Genomic DNA, 18,250 nt, shown 5'->3' with positions numbered 1-18,250 from the left:
CCCTGGCCGTTGGGCCAGGGGCGTTGGATAACGCGGACAGTTACTTCATGGCATCGGCGAAGCTCTGTACGAACGCGGCGTTATCGATGATGCGGTCGTGGGTGGAGTCGATCATCACTGACTGCTGTACGCACGCGCGGCCCACCACCTGCTCCATGGTCGCTTCGATCAACCGGCGATGCTGTCCCGCACGGCTCGCGGCGGCCCACCAGCACCTGATCGGCGCCTTGAGCGGCTTGAAGTCGGCATCCTTGAGGCGCTGGCCCAGGGTGCGGTCCAGTTCCCAGGAAATCTGCGCCTCGTCACCCTCAAGCAAGCTTGCCTTGATCTCCCGGAACGTCTCACCCAACGCGTCTTCAGCCCAGGCACCCAGCGCCTGCCATTGCTGCACTTCATCGCTGAAGAGCGCCTGGCTGTCCTGCCACGCCCCGTGGATCTGCTGGCTCGAGGCAGGAAACATGACCTGCAACAGTTCTACACGCCGCTGGTTGACCGACAGTTCATCGTCATCCGCCGTCACCGCCGCGTCCCAGTAGGCCTTGAGCCAATACGGTGGCGAGGCGTCGATCCAACCGACCACTTCCACCTCGCGCCCGGCTTGCTCCAGCGCATAAGCGACTTCCATGGCCAGGTTGCCGCCCATTGACCAGCCAGCCAGGCGATAAGGGCCTTCGGGCCAGGCAGCGAGCAATTGCCCGGTGTAATCCTCGACCATCGCTTGCCAGCTCGGTACCGCACTGCCCTCCTCGGCCAGTGCACGGCAGATCACGCCCATCACCGGCCGTTGCTCGCGCAGCGCCAAGCCAATGGCCTTATAGCAATGCACCGAGCCATAGCTGGGGTGGAACAGGAACAACGGCGTCCCTTGCGTCTGGCTGTTGAGCTTGACGATCAACGAAGGCCCCGCGCCGTTACCCAGGCAATTCACCTGCCCGGCAACCGTCGGGTTAAGCATCAATTGGCTGACCGACAGCACCCTGCCGGTGGCCTTGCGGATGCGCTCCCTGAGCATCAACACCAACAGCGAATGACCGCCCAGTTCAAAGAAATTGTCATCCAGGCCAACGCGCTCGACGTCCAGCACCTCGCCCCAGATCGTCGCGAGCCGTTGCTCCAACTCGCTCTGCGGGGCGCGGAACACCTGCTCGTGCTGGCGCGCATCGGGCTTGGGCAGTGCCTTACGGTCCAACTTGCCGTTGGGGCTCAGAGGCATCTGCTCCAACAGCACCCACTGGGCCGGCACCATGTAGTCGGGCAAATGCGCAGCCAGGTGCGCACTGAGCGCTTCGCGCCAGTGTTCACCGGGCGCCTGCAACACCAGATAGCCGACCAAGTGCTTGCCATCGACAACCTGCACCGACGCCTCCTGCACTTCAGCGGTTTCGAGGAGGCGCGCTTCAATTTCACCCAGTTCAATCCGCAGGCCCCGCAACTTGACCTGGTGATCCAGGCGCCCGAGGTATTCGATCACACCGTCGCTGCGCTGGCGCACGCGGTCACCGGTACGATACAAGCGGGCACCCGACTCGAACGGCGAGGCAATGAAACGCTCGGCGGTCATCCCGGGACGGCGATGGTAGCCACGCGCCAACCCCTTGCCGCCCAGGTACAACTCGCCCGCGACGCCTGCGGGCACCACTTGCAACTGGGCATCCAGCACATAGGTCTGCAGATTGGCTATGGGCTGGCCGATGGGCACCGTGTCACGCCGTTCATCGATGCAGGTCCAATGGGTCACGTCGATGGCGGCTTCCGTCGGCCCGTACAGGTTGTACAAGCCGGCTGCGGGTAATTTGGCAAATACCTGTTGCTGGGCATCCACCGGCAGTGCTTCACCGCTGCATACAATGCGTTGCACGCTGTGGCAACTGGACACTGCCGCATCCTGCATGAACGCCTGCAACATCGAAGGCACAAAATGCAACGTCGTCACGTGTTCGGCGTTGATCAGCGCCACCAGCCTGGCGGGGTCACGGTGATCACCCGGCGCCGCAACGACCAGCCGCGCGCCGGTCATCAGTGGCCAGAAAAACTCCCACACCGAGACGTCGAAACTGAACGGTGTCTTTTGCAAGACCGTATCGCTGGCGCTCAAGGCGTAGGCTTCCTGCATCCAGCACAAGCGGTTGGCCAGTGCCGAATGACGGTTGCCCGCGCCCTTGGGCTGGCCGGTGGAGCCGGAGGTGTAGATCACATACGCGAGGTTTTCAGCGTCCAGCACAATGTCAGGATTGGTGTCGGGGTAATCCTCGAACGCCGACTCCCCCAGCACCAGGCATTCGACGCCTTGGGCAATCGGCAGCTGTTGCAGCAGATGGGATTGGGTCAGCAGCAGTTTCACGCCACTGTCTTCGAGCATGTACGCCAGGCGCTCACGCGGGTAGTCCGGGTCCATCGGCACATAGGCGCCGCCCGCCTTGAGCACGGCCAGCAGGCCGACGACCATTTCGACGGAACGCTCCACGACCAGGCCGACCAACACATCCGGGCCGACGCCCGCACGGATCAGGCGGTGGGCCAGGCGATTGGCGCGCCGGTTCAGCTCGGCATAGTCCAGGCGCTGGGCAGCGAAGACCAGTGCCGGAGCGTCCGGGGTCTGCGCCGCCTGAGCCTCGATCAAATGATGCACCGGCTGGCACGAATAATCGCGAGCGGTGGCATTCCATTGCGCTACCAACACCTGCTGTTCGCAAGGGTCCAGCAACGGCAACTGGCTGACACGCTGCTGCGGGTCATTGAGCATGCCCTGCAGCAGGTTCTGCCAATGGGCAAGCATGCGCTCGAGCACGATAGGGTCAAACAGGTCGGTCGCGTAAGTCAGGGTGGCGTGGATGCCATCCGCCGAGGCCTGGGTGTCCAGGCTCAGGTCGAACTGTGCGGTGTGGCTGCCCCAATCCAGCCCTTCTACACGCAGGTTTGGCAGTGAGTGCCCCGAGGTCATCAGGCCGGCATCGCTTTGGTGGTTGAACATCACCTGGAATAAGGGGTTGTGGCTCAGGCTGCGCTCCGGTTGCAGGGCTTCCACCAACTGTTCGAACGGCAGGTCCTGATGGCCCTGGGCATCCAGGCTGCGGCGCTTGACCTGCTGCAACAACTGGCCGACGGTGATCTGCCCGTCGATATCGGCCTTGAGCACTTGAGTGTTGACGAAGAAACCGACGACGCGCTCCACCTCAACCCGGTTGCGGTTGGCAATCGGAACCCCGATGCGGATGTCCTGCTGACCACTGTAGCGGTACAACAGGCTCTGGAAAGACGCCAGCAACACCATGAACAACGTCACGTCCTCACGCTGGGCCAAGGCCTTGAGCCCGGTTGCCAGCGCTTGGGGCAGTTCGAGTTGCAGGCTTGCACCGCGATAGCTTTGCACCGCTGGCCGCGCGTTCGCGGTAGGCAGTTCCAGCATCGGCTGTTCGCCGCCGAGCAATTGCCGCCAATACGCCAGTTGACGCTCGCGCTCGCCCGCCGCCATCCATTGGCGCTGCCAGTGCGCGTAATCGGCGTATTGCAGCGCCAGTTCCGGCAATTGCGGCGCCTGGCCCTGGCAGTGGGCGGCGTACAGCTGCACCAGTTCGTCGACCATCACTTGCATCGACCAGCCGTCGGTCACGATGTGGTGCTGCACCAGCACCAGCACATGCTCATCGTCGGCCAGGCGCAGCAAGGTAACGCGCAGCAGTGGGCCCGCCTGCAAATCGAATGGCCGGGCAATCTCGGTTTCGACCTGCTGTTGAAGGTTCTCGGCGTCGGCCTCCACCCGCGCGATCACCAGGGCGGTCGCTGGGCGAATCAACTGAAACGCGCGCTCGCCGTCCTGATACACCTGGGTACGCAAGCTCTCATGCCGCGCCACCAGAGCGTCGAAGCTGCGCTGCAAGGCCTGCTGGTCGAGGCGCCCGGTCAGGCGTAGCACGCTGGGAATATGGTAAGCCGCACTGCGCGGATCCAGTTGCCAAAGGAACCACTGGCGCTCCTGGGCGAAGGACAACGCCAACGGTTGCTCACGCCCGATCGCCAGCATCGGCGGCGCCAGCGCCTGATCTGTCGCCTGCAAGGCCAGCACGAAACTTTCCAACTGCGGTTGTTCGAACAAGGTGCGCAGGGCCACTTCCCGCTCAAGCAACTGACGCACACGGGAGATCACCTGCATGGCCAGCAACGAATGCCCGCCCAGCTCGAAGAAGTGATCGTTCAGGCCAATACGCTCGGCCCCCAGCACCTGTGCCCAGATCGCCGCGACCTGCTGCTGCAACGGCGTCACCGGCTCCACCCAGGCGCCTTGCGACTGCGCCGTATCCGGTTGCGGCAGGCCTTTGCGGTCGAGCTTGCCGTTGGGGGTCAGCGGCATCCGGGCCAGGAACATGAAGTGCGCCGGGACCATGTAGTCCGGCAGATGGGTTTTCAATCCACGGCGCAGGGTTTCGCGAAACTCGGTGTCGTTGGCCAGCGAACCATCGGCCGGCACGACATACGCCACCAGTTGCTTGCCGGTCGGCCCATCCTGGGCGACGACCACGGTTTCACCGACGCCGTCCTGCTCACGCAGGCGCGCTTCGATCTCCCCCAGTTCGATGCGGAAACCACGGATCTTCACCTGGTGGTCGACACGCCCGAGGTAATCCACCACGCCATCCGGGCGGCCACGGGTCAGGTCGCCGCTGCGATATACGCGACTGCCCGGTTTGCCGAACGGGTCCGGCACGAAGCGCTCGGCGGTCAGCGCCGGGCGTTCCAGGTAACCACGGGCCACGCCCTCGCCGCCCAGGTACAGCTCACCGGCGACGCCGATGGGTTGCAGGTTGAGTTGCGCGTCGAGCACGTAGCCGCTGCGGTTGCCCAGCAGCGTGCCGATTGGCGCGTAGACGGCGCCGCAGGGGTCGCCCTTGCGCGCCTTCCACAGCAACGGCGTGACCACGGTTTCGGTCGGGCCGTAGCCGTTGAACAGGTAGGTCGGCTTGAGCGCGCGCCAGGCCAGGTCATAGCTGGCCTGGGCCACTGCGTCGCCGCCAAAGCAGTACACACGCACCTTCGGTGGATTACCGTCGCGCTCGGCATGCTCGGCCAGTTGTTGCAGGTACACCGGCGGAAACACCGCCATGGTCACGTTGTGACGGTGCATCTGCGCGTAGGTGTACTCGGGCAGCCACAGGCTGTCGTCACGGATCAGCACACTGGCGCCGTTGATCAGCGGGTGCATCCAGCCTTCGTGGGAGCCGTCGAAGGCGAACGACATGAAGTGCAGTTCGCAATCGGCCGGCGATGTTTCATAACGCTCGCCGGTGGCGATGATGTGCGCCACCAACGGCCCGTGAGACACCGCCACGCCCTTGGGCATGCCGGTGGAGCCGGAGGTGTAGATCACGTAGGCGAGGTTGTCGCCGTGCAGTTTTACCGCCGGCGCGGTGTCGCTGTAGTCGGCCCACGCCTCGGTGCGATCGATAGCCAGCGTCTGCATGCCGTCGGGAATCGGCAGTTGCTGCAAGGCACTGGAATGGGTCAGCAGCAGTTGCGCACGGCTGTCCTGCATCATGTACAGCAGGCGATCACGCGGGTATTCGATATCCAGCGGCACATACACACCGCCGGCTTTCATCACCGCCAGGAACGCCACCAGGCTCTCGGCACTGCGCGGCATGGCAATCGCCACCCGCACTTCGGGGCCGATGCCACGGGCGATCAAGGCATGGGCCAGGCGGTTGGCCTGGCGGTCCAGCTCGCCATAGCTCAGGGTTTGCGCATCGAACTTGACTGCTACCGCAGCGGGGTTTTCCCGCGCACGGTCGGCCACCAACTCATGCACCAGGCGCTCGGCGCTGAAGCCGGCGCCGGTCTGATTCCATAGTGCAAGGATGTGCCGTTGCTCATTCTGGTCCAGCAGGTTCAGTTGGCTGACGAGCTGCTGCTGATCGGCAACCATCGCCTGCAACAGGTTCTGCCAATGGCAGGCCATGCGCTCGATGGTAGAGGCCTCGAACAGATCGGTCGCATACCCCAGTGACGCCCAGAGCCCGCCCGAACCTTCCTGAACATCCAGGTCAAGGTCGAAGTGTGCGGTACGCCGGTCCCACGCCAAGCCCTCGATACGCAGGTGGGCCAGGGATTGTGGCTCATCCCCTGGACGCCCTTCGACCTGGTGATTGAACATCACCTGGAACAGCGGGTTGAGACTCAGGCTGCGCTCGGGCTGCAACGCCTCGACCAGTTGCTCGAAAGGCAGGTCCTGATGGGCCTGGGCGTCCAGCGCGCGCTGTTTGACCTGGGCCAGCAACTGGGCAACGGTGGTCTGCCCATCGATATCGGCCTTGAGCACCTGGGTGTTGACGAAGAAGCCGATCAGCCGCTCGGTTTCGACGCGATTGCGGTTGGCGACCGGTACACCGACCCGAATATCCTGCTGGCCGCTGTAGCGGTACAACAACGTCTGGAACGAGGCCAGCAGCAACATGAACAGGGTCACGCCCTGTGCCTGGGCCAGGGCCTTGAGTTCGGCGGCCAGGGTGGCCGGCAGCGGCACGTCCAGGCGCGCGCCGCGATGACTCTGTTGCGCCGGACGCTGACGATCGAACGGCAGCTCGAGCACCGGCTGTTCACCGCCGAGCAGGTCACGCCAGTAATCCAGCTGACGGGCCTTTTCACCGGCCTCCATCCAGGCACGCTGCCACACGGCATAGTCCGCATACTGGATCGGCATCCCGGGCAGTTGCGGGGCCCGGCCTTGGCTGAACGCGGCATACAACTGCACCAGTTCGTCCACCATCACCTGCATCGACCAACCATCGGACACAATGTGGTGCTGCACCAGCACCAGCACATGATCGTCCTCGGCCAGGCGCAGCAAGGTCAAACGCAGCAACGGACCTTGCTGTAAATCAAATGGACGGGCGATCTCGGCTTCGACCTGCGCCTGCAGATCCGCCTCGTCGACCTTGCCCAGCCGGATCGGCACAGTGGCGTCGGGCCGAATCACTTGCCGCGCACCGTCCGCGTGCTCTTGCACACACGTGCGCAGGCTTTCATGACGGGCCACCAGGGCGTCAAAACTGCGTTGCAGGGCCGAGATATCCAAGGCCCCCTTGAGGCGCAAGGCGCTGGGGATATGGTAAGCGGCACTGGAGGGGTCCAGTTGCCAGAGAAACCACTGGCGTTCCTGGGCATAGGACAGCGGCAGCGGCTGTTCGCGACCGACCGCGAGCAACGCGGGTGCCTGCTCACCTTCGCGCGCCTCCAGCGCTTGCAGGGCAGTGGCGAAACCTTCGAGACGCGGTTGCTCGAAGACCAGTTTCAGTGGCACTTCACGGCCCAATACCTGGCGCAGGCGCGAGACCACCTGCATGGCCAGCAGCGAGTGGCCGCCCATCTCGAAGAAGTGATCGGCCAGCCCTACCCGTTCAGCCCCGAGAATATCTGCCCAGACGGCGGCGACCTGTTGCTCCAGCTCCGTGACGGGCGCCACCCATACCTGTTGCGCTTGGCTGGCGTCGGGTTTGGGCAGCGCCTGGCGATCCAGCTTGCCGTTCGGGTTCAGGGGCATACGCTCAAGGAAGATCAGGTGCGCAGGCACCATGTAGTCCGGCAACTGTTCACGCAGAATCGATTTCAGCGCCTCGACGTCGTGGTGCTCGCACACCAGATACGCCACGAGCTGGTTTTCGGCCGCCAACACCAGGGCTTCGCGCACACCCTCCTGGGCCAGCAGCAGGGTTTCGATCTCGCCCAGTTCGATGCGGAAACCCCGGATCTTCACCTGATGGTCGACCCGGCCGACGTACTCGATCACACCATCAGCGCGGTAGCGCGCCAGGTCTCCGGTGCGGTACAGGCGCTCGCCGGTTTCACCGAAAGGGTCCGGTACAAAGCGCTCGGCCGTCAGCACTGCACGGTTCAGATAGGCACGCGCCAAACCGCAGCGGCTGCCGATGTACAGCTCGCCCACAGCACCCAGCGGCGCCAGGTTCAAATCGCGATCCAGCACATACAGCGCTCGACCTGGCAGCGAACGGCCAATCGGGCTGGCGCTGGCGCCCATCAGCTCGGTGCCTGCCGTGCAGTCCAGAACGCTGGATACAACAGTGGCCTCCGTGGGGCCATAGGTATTGAGCAAACGCACATGACCGAGCCCGGCCTTGAGCCACTGCTGCGGACCGTCCAGCGGCATGGCTTCACCGCCGATATGGACCTGGCGAAGTGCGCCGTAGGCGCGTGGGCCGGCGGCCAGGCAGTCCAGCAGGAACAGGTGCCAATAGGCGGTCGGCAAGTCGGCCAGGGTGATGCCCTGGGTAATGATCTCGTCGTAGAGCCGCGCGCTGTCCCACAGCTCCGGGCCGCGCAGGACAACGGTGGCGCCATGGGTCAGCGCCGGGTACAACTGCTCGACAAACCCATCGAAATTCAGGGTAGCGAATTGAAGCACGCGATCGTCGGCGGTCAACCGCGAGTAACCGGCGGCAATACTGGAGAATTCGGTCAGCGCCCCATGGTTGATCGCTACGCCCTTGGGCTTGCCGGTGGAACCGGAGGTGTAGATCACGTAGGCCAGGTTTTGCGCGGCAACGGACACCCGCGGATCGCTCTCGGGGCACAGCGCCAGGCGTGCATCCGCCAGGTCGACCGTCGCCATGCCCTCGGGCAATGGCATCGCCACATGGGCGTGGGTGAGCACCAGGCGCACGCCGCTGTCTTCGAGCATATGCAACAGGCGTTCGCGCGGGTATTGCGGGTCCAGCGGCACGTAGGCGCCACCGGCCTTGAGCACCGCCAACAGGCTGACCACCATATCGAACGAACGCTCGACCGCCACCCCCACCAGCACTTCCGGGCCAACACCCTGGCCGATGAGGTGATGGGCCAGGCGGTTGGCCTGGCGGTTCAGCTCGACATAGCTGATGGACCGGTCATCCAGGCACAGGGCAACCGCGTCAGGCCGCTGCCGGGCCTGGGCCTGGAACAAGCCGTGCACACCCGCGACGTCTTCAAACGCCGCCGTGCTGCGGTTCCAGTCTTGCAGCAGGCTGCGTTGTTCACCGTCAACCAGCATCCCAAGCTGGGCAATACGAGTGCCGGCGCGCCCCACCACCGCCCGCAACACCCGTTGCCAATGCTCGGCCATGCGTTGCACGGTCGCCGCTTCGAACAGGTCGGTGGCATAGGTCAGCGAGGCCCAGATGCCGTCAGGCGATTCCTGGGTATCCAGGCTCAGGTCGAACTGCGCACTCTGGCTGCCCCACTCCAGGGCCTCTACGTCCAGGCCCGGCAACTGCTGCTCGCCGCGCGGTCCGCGGCCTTCGGTCTGGTGGTTGAACATCACCTGGAACAACGGGTTATGGCTCAGGCTACGCTCGGGCTGCAACGCCTCGACCAACTGTTCGAAGGGCAAGTCCTGATGACTCTGGGCCTCCAATGCACGCTGCTTGACCTGGGCCAGCAACGCACTGAAGGTCATGTGCCCATCGACGTCGGCCTTGAGCACCTGGGTATTGACGAAAAACCCAATCAACCCTTCGGTTTCCGCCCGATTGCGGTTGGCAATCGGCACGCCGACGCGGATATCCGACTGCCCGCTGTAGCGATACAACAAGGTCTGGAAGGAGGCCAGCAACAGCATGAACAGTGTCACGCCTTCGCGCTGGGCCAACGCCTTGAGACCGGTGACCAGCGCCGCATCCAGGCCCATGTCGAGCCGTGCACCGCGATAGCTCTGTACCGCCGGTCGCGGGTAATCCAGCGGCAACTCCAGCACCGGCTGCTCACCGCCCAACTGCTCGCGCCAATAGCCCAGCTGACGTTCTTTCTCGCCGGCTTCCATCCAACTGCGCTGCCACAAGGCGTAGTCCGGGTATTGAATCGACAGGTCCGGCAGGCGCACAGCATGGCCCTGGCTGTACGCGACGTAAAACTGCACCCACTCGTCGACCATGACCTGCATCGACCAGCCATCGGAGACGATGTGATGCAGCACCAGCACCAATACGTGCTCATCGGCTGCCAATTGCAGCAACTTGACCCGCAGCAACGGGCCTTGTTGCAGATCGAAGGGCTTGGCGACTTCGGCCTGCACCAGCGCCTCAAGCTGCGCCGCGTCAGCCTTTTCAAAGGCGATTTCCAGCGCCAACTCGGGGCTGACCACCTGTAGCAACTGGTCGGCATCCTGCTGCAAGTGAGTACGCAGGCTTTCATGGCGGGCGATCAGGCTATCGAAGCTGCGCTGCAAGGCCGCCCGGTCCAGGCGGCCTTTCAAGCGCAAGGCGCGCGGCAGATGGTAGGCCGGGCTCTGCGGCTCCAACTGCCACAAAAACCACTGCCGCTCCTGGGCATAAGAGAGCCGAAGAGGCTCACCTTCCTGGCGCTTGAAAACCGGGGCAATCTCAAACAGGTTGATGCCTTGCTGCTTGAGCATTACCGCCAACGCTTTCTTTTGCTGCGCCGAAAGTGACCCTACCGACTCGATTAATGCTTGCACGCCACGCCCCTCAGGAAGTCAATTTATCCAAATCTTCTGCTGATAGACGTTTGAGAGCCTCCAAGGATTTAGCCAATGCGTCCTGCACCGGCGAATTATTTGTCTGCTGGCCTGCCACATAGGCGCTGAAATCGGCCAGGGTCGGGGTGGTGAAGATCGATTTGACGTCGAATTCGGCGTGCAGCTGCTCGCGCAGGCGCACCACCACCTGGGTAGCCAGCAGCGAGTGGCCGCCCAGTTCGAAGAAGTTGTCGTTCAACCCCACGCGCGGTACCGCCAGGACTTCGGCCCAGATCGCGGCGATCTGCTGTTCCAGCTCGCTCTGCGGCGCGACGTACGCCCGCGCGTGCAAGCTCGCGTCCGCCTTGGGCAAAGCCTTGCGATCCAGTTTGCCGTTGGGGCTCAGAGGCATCTGCTCCAGCAGCACCCATTGGGCGGGCACCATGTAGTCCGGCAACTGCTGGGCGAGATGGGCGCTGAGCACATCGCGCCAGTCGTCCCCGGCGTTTTGCAGCACCAGGTAGCCCACCAGGTATTTACCGTCGACCGCCAGCACGGCGGTCTCGCGGACCCACGCGTGTTCCAGCAGGCGCGCTTCGATTTCTCCCAGCTCGATGCGCAGGCCGCGCAGCTTGACCTGGTGATCGATACGCCCGGCGTATTCGATCACGCCGTCTGCCCGGTAACGTGCCAGATCGCCGGTGCGGTACAGGCGCTCGCCCTGGATGAACGGGTGGGCGACAAAACGTTCGGCGGTGAGTGCCGGACGGCGGTGGTAACCCCGGGCCAGGCCGATGCCGCCGAGGTACAACTCGCCGAGCACGCCGACCGGTACGGGTTCAAAGTGGCTGTCGAGGATATAGCAGCCGAGGTTGGCGATCGGGCGGCCAATCGGCACCGCATCGCGACCTTCGTCCACGCAGGTCCAGTGGGTTACGTCGATGGCGGCTTCGGTCGGGCCGTACAGGTTGTAGAGCCCGGCCTGGGGCAGCTTGGCGAAGACCTGCTGCTGGGCATCCACCGGCAGGGCCTCGCCGCTGCACACGATGCGGTGCAGGGTATGGCAAGTCGCAACCGTCGACTCCTGCAGGAAGGCCTGCAACATCGACGGGACAAAGTGCAGCGTGGTGACCTGCTCGGCATTGATCAGGCGCACCAGTTTGCTCGGATCGCGATGATCCCCCGGCGCGGCGACCACCAGGCGCGAACCGGTCATCAGCGGCCAGAAGAACTCCCACACCGACACGTCGAAGCTGAACGGGGTCTTTTGCAGCACCGTGTCGCTGACGTCAAGGCCGTAGGCTTCCTGCATCCATTGCAGGCGGTTGGCCAGGGCTGAATGGCGGTTGCCGGCGCCTTTGGGTTGGCCGGTGGAACCCGAGGTGTAGATCACGTAGGCGAGGTTTTCGCCGTCCAGGGCGATGCCTGGGTTGGCGTCGCTGTAGCTCTCGAAGGCAGACTCGCCCAGCACCAGGGTTTCCAGGCCTTGGGGAATCGGCAGCTGCTCACGCAAATGCGCCTGGGTCAAAAGCAGTTTCACCCCGCTGTCGTCCAGCATGTAGGCCAGGCGTTCGCGCGGGTATTCCGGGTCCAGCGGCACGTAGGCGCCACCGGCCTTGAGCACCGCAAGCAAGCCGACCACCATCTCGATGGAACGCTCTACCGCCAGGCCCACCAATACGTCCGGCCCGACGCCGGCCTCGATCAGGCGATGGGCCAGGCGGTTGGCGCGGCAGTTCAGCTCGACATAGCTCAAGCGCTGCTCGGCGAACACCAGTGCCGTGGCGTCCGGCGTACGCGTCACCTGCTGTTCAATCAGCTGATGCACGCCGTGCTGCAACGGGTAGTCCCGCGCCGTGGCGTTCCAGTCCTGTACCACTTGTTGGCGTTCGGCCACATCGAGCATCGCCAGTTCGCCCAGGCGCTGCTGGTCGCCCTCGAGCATGGCTTGCAGCAGGTTGAGCAGATGGCGGCCGTAGGTTTGCACCGTGTCCGGGTCGAAATGCGCACGCGCAAAGCTGAACTGCACCGACAGCGTGTCACCGACGTCCACCAGCACCGTCAGCGGGAAGTTGGTCTGCTCGCGGGACTCCGGCAGGCCAAAACGGATACCGCTGCCGCCACTCTGTTCCAGGGCCTTGGACACCGGGTAGTTCTCGAACACCAGGATATTGTCGAACAGGGCTTCACCGCCCTGCCCGGCCCAACGCTGGATATCGTACAGCCCGGTGTGTTCATGCTCGCGCAAGGCGAGGTTCTGCGCCTGCACCCTTTGCAACCAGTCGGCCACGGTTTGCTCGCCCTCCACTGCGCAGATCACCGGCAGGGTATTGATGAACAGGCCAATCTGCTGCTCCACCCCCACGAGGTCTGCCGGGCGCCCGGCCACGGTGGCACCGAACGACACCACCGCCTGCCCGCTATGGCGCTGCAACAGGACCAGCCACGCCGCCTGGACCAGGGTGTTGAGCGTGACCTTATGGCTGCGGGCGAAGGCCTCGAGGCGCCCCGTCAGCGGACGATCCAGGCTCAGCGCGTGCTCGCCATGCCCGTCCGCCGCCATGGGCTGGCTGCGGCCCAGGCGAGTCGGCGCTTGCAGTGCACTCAACTGCTCGCGCCAGAAGGTTTCGGTCGCACCGGCATCACGCTGCTGCAACCAACCGATGTAATCGCGATAGCGTCCGGCCGCGTCGGGCACCGCCACACCGGCGTAACGTTGCAGCACTTCACCGAACAGGCGCGAATTGCTCCAACCGTCCATCAGGATGTGATGGCTTGTGTAGATCAGCTCATGGCGTTGCTCGTCGGTGCGCACCAGCACCAGACGGACCAGGGGCGCCTTGGCCAGCTCAAATCCCTGGCGACGCTGGGCTTGCTGCAGGTCTTGCAACGCCAGCTCCGGCTCCGGCATTGCGCGCCAGTCGAGCAGTTCGATGGGCAGCCGGGCCTCGCGGTACACCACCTGGCAGGGCCACTCCAGCTGGCCCTCCCAGAAAAACCCGCTGCGCAGCACGTCATGGGCCTGCACCGTGGCATCCCAGGCCTGCTGGAAGCGCGCCACATCCAGGCCCTCGGCCGTCACGCGGATCTGGTTGATGTAGTCGCCGGCAGCCTGTTCGTACAGGGTGTGGAACAGCATGCCTTGCTGCATGGGCGACAAGGTGTAGATGTCGTCAATCCCGTCGGCGGCCAGCGGCAAGGACTCAAGCTGCTGCTGGTTCAGGCGTGACAACGGGAAGTCCGAGGCCGTCACGCCGTGATTGCCGGGGGTGCAGCAATGCTCCACCAATGCCGTCAGCTCACGGCTGAAAGCCTGGCTCAAGGCGTCGATCTGCGCGGCCTCGAACATCAGCGGGCTGAAGGTCCAGCCCATGTGCAGTTCACCGCCGAATACCTGGCCGTTGAGGGTCAACCAGTTGCCCAGCGGCGCCTCCGGGCTCTGCTCGGCTCCGGCGCTTTCCGCTGCGAGTACAAACAAACCGTCCGGCTGGTCAAAGCTGGCGTCGATCTGACCCAGGTAATTGAAGGTGATGCGCGGCACCGGCAATGCCCTGAATGCCTGGCGCGTGGCCTCGTCGCCGAGGTAGCGCAGCGCGCCGAAGCCCAGGCCCTTGTCCGGCACGGCGCGCAGTTGCTCCTTGATCTGCTTGATCGAGGCGCCAAGGGATTCGGCCGGGGTCAGGCGCACCGGGAACAGGCTGGTGAACCAGCCCAGGGTGCGGGTCAGGTCGATATCCTCGAACAGGTCTTCGCGGCCATGGCCTTCCAGTTGGATCAGGCTGGAAGCCTGCCCGGTCCACTGGCAGATGACACGCGCCAGGGCGGTCAGCAGCAGATCGTTGATCTGGGTGCGATAGGCCGCAGGCGCCTGTTGCAGTAATTGCCGGGTGTGCTCGGCGTCCAGTCGGCTGACCACTGTCTGCGCCAGGCGGCCAGGACGCGCCCCATGGGGATCACGGCAGGGCAGATCGGTAGGCACGTCCTGGAGCTGTTGCAGCCAGAAGTCTTTTTGCGGCTGTACCGCTTCGCTGCGGGCATGGGCCTGCAAACGCTCGGCCCAGGCCTTGAACGACGAGGTCTTGGCCGGTAACGGCTGTTGGCGGTAGAGGCTTTGCAGGTCCTCGAGGAACACCCGCCAGGACACGCCGTCCACCACCAGGTGGTGCATGACCAGCAACAGGCGTTGGGAACCATCGGCCAGTTCGGCAAGCACCGCACGCAACAAGGGCCCGTGTTGCAGGTCGAGGCTGCGCTGGGCTTTTTCGCACAGCGCGGCCAGCTCGTCGGCATCCGCCACCGTGGCCTGCCACAGCACCTCAGGGCTGGCGGCTGCATGCTCGGCCCGCCACCCTTCGGCGGCCTGGCTGAAGCTCAGGCGCAGCACATCGTGGTGGTGGACGATGGCGTGCAAGGCCGCTTGCAGCCGATCTGCCCGCACCGGCTCGCGTGGCCTCAGCAGCAAGGACTGGTTCCAGTGGTGGCGGTCCGGCAGGTCCATCTCGAAGAACAGCTGCTGGAACGGCAGCAACGGCGTCTCGCCCTGCACCGGGCCCTGGTCAAACACCTGGGCAACCTGCAACTGCGCCACCCGCGCCAGGCTGCGCACGGTCTGGTGCTGGAACAACGCCTTGGCGGTGAAATGGATACCGGCGGCGCGGGCGCGGCTGACCACCTGGATCGAGATGATCGAGTCACCGCCGCGCTCGAAGAAGTTGTCGTTCAAGCCTACCTGATCGACGCCCAGCACTTCGGCCCAGATCGCCGCGACCTGCTGTTCCAGGGCACTTTGCGGGGCTTCGTAGTGGTGGGTGGCTTCGGGTTTGGGCAGCGCCTTGCGGTCGAGTTTGCCATTGGGGCTCAGGGGCATTTGCTCCAGCAGCACCCACTGTGCCGGGACCATGTAGTCCGGCAGGTGCTGGGCCAGGTGGGCGCCGAGGACTTCGCGCCAATCATCGCCAGCGTCCTGCAGCACCAGGTAGCCCACCAGGTATTTACCATCGACCGCCAGCACGGCGGTCTCGCGGACCCACGCGTGTTCCAGCAGGCGCGCTTCGATTTCTCCCAGCTCGATGCGCAGGCCGCGCAGTTTGACTTGATGGTCGATACGCCCGGCGTATTCGATCACGCCGTCTGTGCGATAGCGTGCCAGGTCGCCGGTGCGGTACAGGCGCTCGCCCTGGATGAACGGGTGGGCGACAAAACGTTCGGCAGTGAGTGCCGGGCGGCGGTGGTAACCCCGGGCCAGGCCGATGCCGCCGAGGTACAACTCGCCGAGCACGCCGACCGGTATGGGTTCGAAGTGGCTGTCGAGGATGTAGCAGCCGAGGTTGGCGATCGGGCGGCCAATTGGCACGGCATCGCGGCCTTCGTCCACGCAGGTCCAGTGGGTTACGTCGATGGCGGCTTCGGTCGGGCCGTACAGGTTGTAGAGACCGGCCTGGGGCAGCTTGGCGAAAACCTGCTGCTGGGCATCCACCGGCAGGGCCTCGCCGCTGCACACGATGCGCTGCAGGCTTTGGCAGGTCGACACCGCCGGATCCTGCAGGAAGGCCTGCAGCATCGACGGCACGAAGTGCAGCGTGGTGACCTGCTGTTGATTGATCAGGTTGATCAGCCTGGCCGGATCACGGTGATCACCGGGCGCTGCAACCACCAGGCGCGAGCCGGTCATCAGCGGCCAGAAGAACTCCCACACCGACACGTCGAAGCTGAACGGGGTCTTCTGCAGCACCGTGTCGCTGGCGTCGAGGCAGTAGGCTTCCTGCATCCATTGCAGGCGGTTCAGCAATGCCGAATGACGGTTGCCTGCCCCTTTGGGCTGGCCGGTGGAGCCCGAGGTGTAGATCACGTAGGCGAGGTTCTCACCATCTAGGGCGATGCCTGGGTTGGCGTCGCTGTAGTCCTCGAAGGCAGACTCGCCCAGCACCAGGGTTTCCAGGCCTTGGGGAATCGGCAACTGTTCACGCAAATGTGCCTGGGTCAACAGCAGTTTCACCCCGCTGTCGTCCAGCATGTAGGCCAGGCGTTCGCGCGGGTATTCCGGGTCCAGCGGCACATAGGCGCCACCGGCCTTGAGCACCGCGAGCAGGCCGACGACCATGTCGATGGAACGCTCCACCGCCAGGCCCACCAGCACGTCCGGCCCTACGCCGGCTTCGATCAGGCGATGGGCCAGGCGGTTGGCGCGGCGGTTGAGCTCGGCATAACTGAGCGACACCTCATTGAAACGCAACGCCGGTGCATCCGGCTGCGCCTGCACCTGGGCCTCGATCAACTGATGCACCCACTGCCCTTGGGGGTAGTCGCGCGCGGTGGCGTTCCATTGAGCGAGTATTTGCTCGCGCTCAGCGGCGTTGAGTGTCGCCAGGTCGTGCAAGGGCGATGCAGGATTCGCCACGGCTGCCCGCAACAGGCTCAGCCAATGTTCGGCCATGCGCGCGACGGTGGCGGCGCCGAACAGGTCGGTGGCGTAGGTCAGGGACGCCCAGATCGCGTCGCCGCTTTCCTGGGTATCCAGGCTCAGGTCGAACTGGGCGCTGTGGCTGTCCCATTCCAGGTTGGCCACGCGCAGGCCCGGCAATTGCGGCGCGGCGGCGGGGGAATCGGCCTGGTGGTTGAACATCACCTGGAACAGCGGGTTATGGCTCAGGCTGCGCTCCGGTTGCAGGGCTTCCACCAACTGCTCGAACGGCAAGTCCTGATGGGCCTGGGCCTCCAGCGCACGGCGCTTGGCCTGCTGCAGCAGCTGGGCGAAGCTCATGTGACCATCGAGGTCGGCCTTGAGCACTTGGGTATTGACGAAGAAGCCGATCAGCGATTCGGTCTCGACCCGGTTGCGGTTGGCAATCGGCACGCCGATGCGAATATCCTGCTGGCCGCTGTAGCGATACAGAAACGCCTGGAACGAGGCCAGCAACAGCATGAACATCGTCACGCCTTCGCCCTGGGCCAGGGCTTTCAACCCTGCCACCAGTGGCGGTTCGAGCGCGATGTCCAGACGCGCGCCACGGAAGCTCTGTTGCGCCGGGCGGGGTTGATCGAACGGCAATTCCAGCACCGGCTGCGTGCCGCTGAGCAATTCGCGCCAATACGCCAGTTGACGGGCCTTCTCCCCCGCTTCCATCCAGCTGCGTTGCCACAGCGCATAGTCGGCGTACTGGATCGGCAGCGGCGCCAATGCACAGTCCTGGCCCTGGCTGTAGGCAGCATAGAGTTGCATCAACTCCTGCACCATCACACCCATCGACCAGCCATCGGAGACGATATGGTGCTGCACCAGCACCAGTACATGCTCCTCTTCACTCACAGCGAGCAAACTGACCCGCAGCAACGGGCCTTGCTGCAAGTCGAAGGGACGGGCGATTTCGGCTTCGACACAGGCCTTGAGCTGCGCTTCGTCGACTGCGCTTTCGGCGATCTCGACCACCCCGTGGGCCAGCACCTCCTGAGTACGTGCCTCGGCGTCCAGGTGCAGGCGTGTGCGCAGGCTTTCATGGCGCGCCACCAAGGTGTCGAAACTGCGCTGCAGGGCGGCCTTGTCCAGCTGGCCGCTCAGACGCAGGGCGCCGGGGACGTGATAAGCGTCACTGTCCGGGTCCAACTGCCAGAGAAACCACTGCCGTTCCTGGGCGTAGGACAACGGCAGTTTCCGGCCGTCCTCGCGGATCGAGGCAATCGGCAACTGGGCGAAGCTCATGCCCCGGCTTTGCAGGCGCTGGTAAAACTGCTGGCGCTGTTCCAGAGGCAGGCGAAGAAAGCGCGAAACCAGATCGATATTAGGGTTGGAAAGCATGG

2 protein-coding genes are annotated in these 18,250 nt (G+C 64.5%); both read right to left on the bottom strand.

Annotated features, from left to right (window positions below; genetic code table 11):
- Nucleotides 1-40: 40 nt before the first annotated feature.
- Nucleotides 41-10,393, bottom strand: a complete 10,353-nt coding sequence (locus J3D60_RS02540; protein WP_301294624.1) for an amino acid adenylation domain-containing protein — start codon at nt 10,391-10,393, stop codon at nt 41-43.
- A 73-nt stretch (nt 10,394-10,466) separates the two neighbouring features.
- Nucleotides 10,467-18,248: an amino acid adenylation domain-containing protein gene (locus tag J3D60_RS02535; RefSeq protein ID WP_367399659.1), complete on the bottom strand. Its 7,782-nt coding sequence runs from the start codon at nt 18,246-18,248 to the stop codon at nt 10,467-10,469.
- Nucleotides 18,249-18,250: the final 2 nt, after the last annotated feature.

This window comes from Pseudomonas sp. S3E17 (genome assembly GCF_024168685.1).
In the GTDB taxonomy this organism is placed as follows: domain Bacteria; phylum Pseudomonadota; class Gammaproteobacteria; order Pseudomonadales; family Pseudomonadaceae; genus Aquipseudomonas; species Aquipseudomonas marginalis.
This window is presented reverse-complemented; position numbering and strand designations above follow the sequence as displayed.